The organism is Gilvimarinus sp. 1_MG-2023, from assembly GCF_030548285.1.
In genome coordinates this window covers 1-253 of sequence record NZ_JAUOSC010001340.1, presented here as the reverse complement: position 1 = coordinate 253, position 253 = coordinate 1, and the positions used below count along the sequence as shown (strand labels likewise).

Sequence of the window (253 nt, the reverse complement as noted above, 5' to 3'; positions counted from 1 at the left end):
GCTGAAGGTCAGTGAATTACCACCACCCTGCTGCTGGCTGACACCACCGATCTGGTGCTGTTGGGTATCGTAAACACTCACCTGACCATTGGAGTCGAGTGCCAGGCGCTGACAATGGGGGAAAATCGCATAACGGATATTGTTTTGTGAACCGGATGACGACGGGTTACCCAGTTCAGACGGCCACCAGTTTCCAGACTGGAAACCACCTTGGCCCGCTGCCGGCTGTTCAAAGATCATCTGGCCATTACCC

The 253-nt window shown here is 54.5% G+C and carries 1 pseudogene; it reads right to left on the bottom strand.

Annotated elements, in window-relative coordinates:
* Window positions 1–240 (bottom strand): annotated as a pseudogene (locus Q4563_RS21205) (SHOCT domain-containing protein); the annotation flags it as partial.
* Between the last annotated feature and the right edge of the window lie 13 nt (window positions 241–253).